The sequence below is a fragment of the Methylobacterium amylolyticum genome, assembly GCF_030700245.1.
Taxonomy (GTDB): Bacteria; Pseudomonadota; Alphaproteobacteria; order Rhizobiales; family Beijerinckiaceae; genus Methylobacterium.
In genome coordinates this window covers 107,101-113,100 of the sequence record NZ_JAUYZI010000017.1, presented here as the reverse complement: position 1 = coordinate 113,100, position 6,000 = coordinate 107,101, and the positions used below count along the sequence as shown (strand labels likewise).

Sequence of the window (6,000 nt, the reverse complement as noted above, 5' to 3'; positions counted from 1 at the left end):
GTGATTCAAGGCTGATTTTGGAGATCGGCCTGGATGAGCCACGACCCGGATGGCCTGCGCGACGACCAGTGGGAGCGCCTGCGGGATCTGATCCCTGGCGGCCGGGCCGGGCAGCGCGGCCCACGATGCGACAACCGCCGCTTCGTCGAAGCGCTGCTGTGGATGGCCCGCTCGGGCGGGCGCTGGCGCGACTTGCCTGAGCGCCTGGGCGATCATCAGGCGGTCAAGCGGCGCTACTATCGCTGGATCGAGCGCGGCGTGCTGGACGGGGTCCTGGCCGCCTTGAGCGCCGAGGCCGATCTGGAGTGGCTGTTGATCGACTCCACCATCGTGCGCGCCCACCAGCACGCCGCCGGCGCGCGCCTGTCAAAAGGGGGGCGCATGCCCAGGGCCTGGGCCGCTCCCGCGGCGGCCTGAGCACCAAGATCCACGTCGCCTGCGACGCGCTCGGCGACCCCGTGCGCCTGCTGCTCGGCCCGGGCCAGCAGAACGACATGGCCCAGGCCCACGCCCTGATCGAGGGCCTGTCGCCCAAGGCCGTCATCGCCGACAAGGGCTACGGCGCCGATCCGCTGCACGACGCCATCCTGGACGCAGGCGCCGAGCCGGTGATCCCGCCCCGGCGTCACCGCCGCCGGCCGCACGCCTACGACCGCCATCTCTACACAGAGCGCAACCGCATCGAGCGCTTCTTTGCCAAGCTCAAGCAGTTCCGCCGCGTCGCAACCCGATACGACAAGCTCTTGGCCAACTTCCGCGGCTTCGTCCTCCTCGCCGCTATCGCCATCAGTCTCGCCTAAATCGTCACTAAGCCCTAGCTGCGTCCCGCCTCCGCTCAGTTCGAGGCGGTGGAGGTCACCGTCACGTTGGTGTTCCCGGCCGCGCATCGGCTTGCAGCACCACAGCTCGGGCAGCATCTCGCGCCATTCGTAGCGCAGCACTATGCTGCTGACCGACCGGCGCAGCAGGCCGCCGAGAAGCTGGTGCAGGGTTTCACCGACTGGGTGGCATCGGCGCAGTTCTACCGCCACGGGCAAGGCCAGGAAGAGCCGAACCAGCCGCCCTTGGAGGTAGCCGTCATGATCCTCAGCTCAGGGGCTGCGCATCTCCGGTGGTTGGTCCACATCGATCAAGCCAACCTCGCGTCGGCGCAGTAGGATTCGAGCGCTCTCCGCCGAGGTGGACACCGGCTCGGCGCGCGAGAGCGCGTCGAAACAAAGGCTTGGCGCCGTGCACGATGGCAACGCGATCGGGAACGGCTCTAGCGTTTGGGGGGAAGGACGATCTGGTCGACCCACACCTCGCTGATCGACGGGCGCGGTCGTTCGACGGGGTCCCGGTGTTCACTCATGACTGTCTCCGGCTTCTTGAGGAGCCGGATTTTCCGCTTGTCCGAAGCCTCCGTCGGCCCCCGGAGCTTGGATGCCGCGGGCCGATCCTTCTCGCCGTCCCCGGCCGGGGACGGCGGAGCGTTGGGGTTGCTCGACTCGATCATGGTCGGCAGGGGCTGCCGCTCGCCCTGGGAGCGGAGGATGCAGTTCCGCAACTCGGTCGGCTCTTGAATGAGCGTACAGTCGTTGACGTTGGCCGGAGCGGCTTGGGACCAGCACGTGTGACCGGAGGCGCAGGTCAGCATCAGGGTCAGGAGGAGACGGAGCGTCATCGTATCGAGCCTGAGGTGGCGGAGGCGTGAGCTAGCGCATCGTTTTGGCATCATCTTTTCCGAGAGCCGGCGACCACCGTTCGGGACGATGCTCCAGGTCGGGTCCGACGCCGAGACTTCGACGCAGGGTGGCCAGTCAGGTTAAGCGATTCTCCATCACCGTGTGAACAGCTTCCGGACATCGGTCTCGACGATCCGGAGCGACAGGTGCTCAGGCAGGGGTTTGGTTTCGCATTCGCCGTTCTCTCGTGCGTCGCACCGGTCCGGTCCGCTGTCAGGGCCGACGAGGTCTGGGTCGGTCAGGTGAGTGCGTCGAGCACGATCGCCCGGCGCGGGGATCAGGCTCGCTCCGCGCAAGGCTCCGCGACGCTCGCGCAGGCGAGCCTCTCGCGTCTCCCGGCCTCGCCGCGCGGGCCGGAGACTGCGTCCAGGACGACCAGCCCGCCCGCGGGCAGCCCGTACGACGCGAGCCGGAGCGGATCGGCCGGCACCGATCCCGCCTCGCGCGGCGCGAAGGCCAACACGCGGCACATCGATGGCGGCGGCTGGGAGAACACGATCCTCGTCGATCAGACCGGGCACGACAACACCGTCGATGCGCGCGTGACCGGGATGGGCAATGTGCTGCGCCTGGAGCAGGCGGGCGCGAGCAACACGATGCTCGTGATCCAGTCCGGTCTGAACGGCACCGTCGTGGCGGCGCAGAGCGGGCAGGGCAACCTGATGCGCCTCGTCCAGCGCTGAGCCGCCGGCCCGCGAGGCCCGCAGTCAGTAGACCGCGGCGACGATGCAGCCGCGGCCGAGGCTCTGGCACAGGGAGGCTTCCCCGCGCAGCGCAGGGGCTGCGGCGGCGCGAGGCGCGCTCGGGGACGGCGGAAGGGCGGCGGAGCGCGCCGGGTTCGGGACCGCACCCGGCGCGGCCTTCGGCAGAAGCGTGAGCGCGAAGGCCCATTCGGGGGACATCCGCCCGAACACCGAGCGGCCCGCCGCCGCGCGCGCCGGCGGCAGCGCGGTGCGCAGGAGCGTCGGCGTCCCGGCGGGCGCCCAGTCCTGGGCCTCGCGGCCGGTGATCGCGCGGACATAGAGCTCGGTTTCGAGGGGCAGTGCGCTCCGGCCTGCGAGCCAGGCCCGGATGCGCCCCTCGCCGGCGTTGTAGGCCGCCGCCGCCAAGCCCTCGTTCCCGAGCCGCCGGTGGAGCAGCGCGAGCAGCTCGGCGGCCTTGGGCAGCGCCTTGCCGGGATCGAAGGGGTCGTCGAGCCCCATCATCGCCGCCGTGCCCGGCATGAACTGCGCGATCCCCTGCGCGCCGGCCCGGCTGACCGCCGCGGGATTGTACCCGCTCTCCTGGCGGATCAGGCGTTTGAAGAACGTAGTGCCGATCCCGTGCTGAAAGGCGGCAGCCTCGGCCAGCGGCTCGAAGCTCTGCCGGAGGACCGGGTTGCCGCGGGGCAAGCCGGTGCCGGGCACGGAGAAGACCGATCCCCCGGCTTGCCGGAGGACGGCGGGCGGAGGTGCCTGCGCCGCCTCGCGCATCTGCCGCAGCAGATCCGCCTCGCTGCGGGCCGGCGGCGCGGCCTCGAGGAGGCTCGCGGCGCAGGCGGCGCCTCCGGACAGGGCGGCGAACACCGCACCCAAGATCGCGCTCCCGCGCCATGCCATCGCCGCCGCCCCCTTGGATCGCCGCCCGAGGCGGCGCGTGCTCCGATCGGTCGAGCGCGACGCGCCTGCCGTCCTTGTGTCGTTGAGACCCGAGCCCCGTGCCGGGTGCTTCTCGGCCTGCCCTGCCGATCCGTTCCCCGCGCCGCATCCGTCCCGGCGCGGCGATCGGCGGCGGGCGGAACAGCCCGGTCGTCGCGAGCGCCTTATCGGGTGGTTCCCGGCTTCGGCTTGACCTGGAACAGCTCCGTGGAACTCACCTCGCCGACGCGCTTCTTGTCGAGCGTTGCCTCGGGTGCGGGCACCGGCTTGGGCGGCGGTGCGGTGGCGGCCGGGGGGGGCGGAGGGGGCGGGGCCGGCGGCCGGGCGCCCCCCGCCGGGGAGGTCACGATCGCGTTCGGCTTGCCGAGGATCCCGAGGCGGACGTTGACCGCGACGACCTGACCGGCCGCGGCATCCCAACGGCATTCATAGATGATCCGGGCCCACTCGCGCTGCGGGCTGAGGAAACGGATCGAGTCGCCCTGGTAGCGCACCACCGCGGAGGTCGGCGACTCGGGCGTTTCGGCCTCCTGGAAGATGCCGCCCACCGGCCGTCGCATCCACTCAAAATCGTTGGGCGCCAGCGCCTCGATCCGCGGCGCGCAGGCCTGGACCGCACGGTCCATGTTGGCGACGACGCACTTCGAGTCGCACAGGGGCGCCGCCGCAGCTGGGCCGGGCCCGTCCGGAGCGGGCGCCCCCGGTTGGGGCGCCGGCGGCTGCGGGGCGGCCGTCGGAGCAGTCCTGGCCGGCTGGGAGCGCGCCCGGTCGACGGTGTACAGGACAGACGCGCTGCCGAGCACGACGACGACCCCGAGAATTCCAGATATGAGACTCTTCCGATGAAGAGAACGCCGTCCGCTGCGTCGTCCTCTGATCCGGGATCGCACGACCTATCCTCCGCAAGACTGCCGTTGGGAAGGCCGGTCCAGCCTCGTAGGTAGAAAGACACTGCCGACGTTGGAATTATATGACAACAGAGTCTTTTAAAAGCCAATCAGTACACGGTTCTCGGTCGGCTGTGGCAATTTAGCAATATAAAGGCCCGCCCCAGGGGGCGGGCCCGTCGTTTCGCCAAGCGCCGCGCCCGGGAGGCGCGACGATTAGGCTTAGCGGTTCTGCCGGATCATCGCGACGTTTCCGGTGCCGTTCTGGTACGAGTTGATGTAATTATAAGAGCCACCCTGATAGGCATACGCCGTGTTGCCATTGCTGATCTGGGTGATGTTTGCAGTATTGTAGCTGCCTTCCTGATTCAAATATGCGTAGTTGCTGTTGCCGTTCTGGCTCACATTGCCTGTGTTGTAGGCGCCAGTCTGAATGGAAATCACGGTGTTATCATTTCCAGTCTGGGTCGAAATCAGGTTGAGACCGAAACCGGATTGATAAGCGTTCAGGCTATTGCGCTCCCCGGACTGATTTGCATCAATGCTGTTGCGAGCGTTATAAGAACCAACCTGATAAGTCTCCATGACGTTGCCGCCGCCGGTCTGGACCGCCTTGAGGTCGCTGTCTCCACCGTACTGCTTGAACGTTCCAGAGTTGGTTCGATCACCCAACGTATGAGTCTGCTTCACGTTAGCAGTGTTCCTGTCACCCTGCTGAATGAAATAGGCTTCGTTGCGCCCATTTCCGCTCTTCTGATCCAGCAGAATGTAAGAATTGTTGGCGCTCTGATCGACATAGATACCGTTACCAATCCCAGCACGCGACGTTGAGTCCTGCTTGAAATCGACCAAGCTGGAACTTCCAGACTGATAAATGGTGTTCCAGCCACCTCGGCGATCATTGTTATCGCCATTCTGACGATACTTGGTCGTGTTAGAAGATCCTTCCTGAGAGATAAAAAGCTCGTTCGCATTGCCAACCTGATCGGAAACGTTGGCGAAACCCTGATACTGCTGATTGGCGGGGCCGACATCTCTGCCCCCGATCGTATTACTATTACCACCCTGACGAATTGTCAGCTTATTTCCATCCCCATACTGATTGGCCTTGTTGTACGGTCCATCAATGTCACCAATGGTTCCATTGTTGCCGCTTTGAATGGAGTCGATGTTGTTGTTATTGCCAACCTGCCGGAGGTCAATCCTGTTACTGTCGGCGAAGGCGGCTGTCGACAGAGCGAGCGAGGCCACGCCCATCGACAGGGCGAGAAGATGCTTATGCATTGATGCGGTCCCCTGCTTGGGAAGAGACTGCGTTCCCTTCCCTATATTGATCCGGTCGCGGCTTCCTGCCGCGTTCTGTTGAGAGATCCAGCATCGGCTTCTATCCGGCTGGGGCTCTTAACGATTTGTTAGGTACTTCAATCCGGAAAGGCGCGCATCATTCGATTGAATGAAATTCCGGTGCGGGCAAGAACTGAGTTGGGCGCTGTTCCCTGAATATGGCCGGATCAGGGCGAATCCTGGCTGCGAACATCATCTGAATAGATGATAGCGCGCTGGCCGATGTGATGTAAAATGTCGGTATAATGCCACACTCGTTCGGTAAATTTTTTTAGAGGCGAGCCGATGCGGGGGCTCAGGACTCATCTTGGACGCGTCGGCGCCATCGGATGTGGCGTACCGACCCGCGACGAGCCGGCACGTCGTCATGCCGGCCCGCGGCGTCGACGGCACGCGGTGCCCGGGCAG

At 66.2% G+C, this 6,000-nt stretch carries 7 protein-coding genes; 3 read left to right on the top strand and 4 right to left on the bottom strand.

All coding sequences use genetic code 11. From position 1 onward, the window contains the following. The first annotated feature begins 33 nt into the window (after positions 1–33). Together Q8W71_RS32900 and Q8W71_RS14125 are read left to right on the top strand one after the other, a co-directional pair. A protein-coding gene (locus tag Q8W71_RS32900) for an IS5 family transposase (protein ID WP_370875408.1) occupies positions 34–800 on the top strand; the annotation gives its coding sequence in 2 pieces (ribosomal slippage) (positions 34–382 and positions 382–800; 768 coding nt in all). Between the two features lie 48 nt (positions 801–848). Continuing rightward, a complete protein-coding gene (locus Q8W71_RS14125) occupies positions 849–1,157 on the top strand; it encodes a hypothetical protein (protein ID WP_305526017.1) in 309 nt (102 codons plus the stop codon). Between the two features lie 104 nt (positions 1,158–1,261). Here Q8W71_RS14125 and Q8W71_RS14120 read toward each other — a convergent pair whose 3' ends face one another. Further along, positions 1,262–1,663, bottom strand: a complete 402-nt coding sequence (locus Q8W71_RS14120; RefSeq protein WP_305526016.1) for a hypothetical protein — start codon at positions 1,661–1,663, stop codon at positions 1,262–1,264. Positions 1,664–1,870: 207 nt separating this feature from the next. Here Q8W71_RS14120 and Q8W71_RS14115 point away from each other — a divergent pair, with 207 nt between their 5' ends. Continuing rightward, on the top strand, positions 1,871–2,407 hold the full coding sequence (locus Q8W71_RS14115; protein WP_305526015.1) for a hypothetical protein: 537 nt from the start codon (positions 1,871–1,873) through the stop codon (positions 2,405–2,407). A gap of 24 nt (positions 2,408–2,431) precedes the next feature. Here Q8W71_RS14115 and Q8W71_RS14110 read toward each other — a convergent pair whose 3' ends face one another. The 3 genes from Q8W71_RS14110 to Q8W71_RS14100 form a co-directional block, all read right to left on the bottom strand. Continuing rightward, positions 2,432–3,289, bottom strand: a complete 858-nt coding sequence (locus Q8W71_RS14110) for a lytic transglycosylase domain-containing protein (RefSeq protein ID WP_370875410.1) — start codon at positions 3,287–3,289, stop codon at positions 2,432–2,434. A 236-nt stretch (positions 3,290–3,525) separates the two neighbouring features. Beyond that, positions 3,526–3,987 (bottom strand): hypothetical protein, encoded by a 462-nt coding sequence (locus Q8W71_RS14105; protein ID WP_305526013.1) that lies wholly within the window; start codon positions 3,985–3,987, stop codon positions 3,526–3,528. Positions 3,988–4,470: 483 nt separating this feature from the next. Further along, positions 4,471–5,532: a hypothetical protein gene (locus Q8W71_RS14100; RefSeq protein WP_305526012.1), complete on the bottom strand. Its 1,062-nt coding sequence runs from the start codon at positions 5,530–5,532 to the stop codon at positions 4,471–4,473. Between the last annotated feature and the right edge of the window lie 468 nt (positions 5,533–6,000).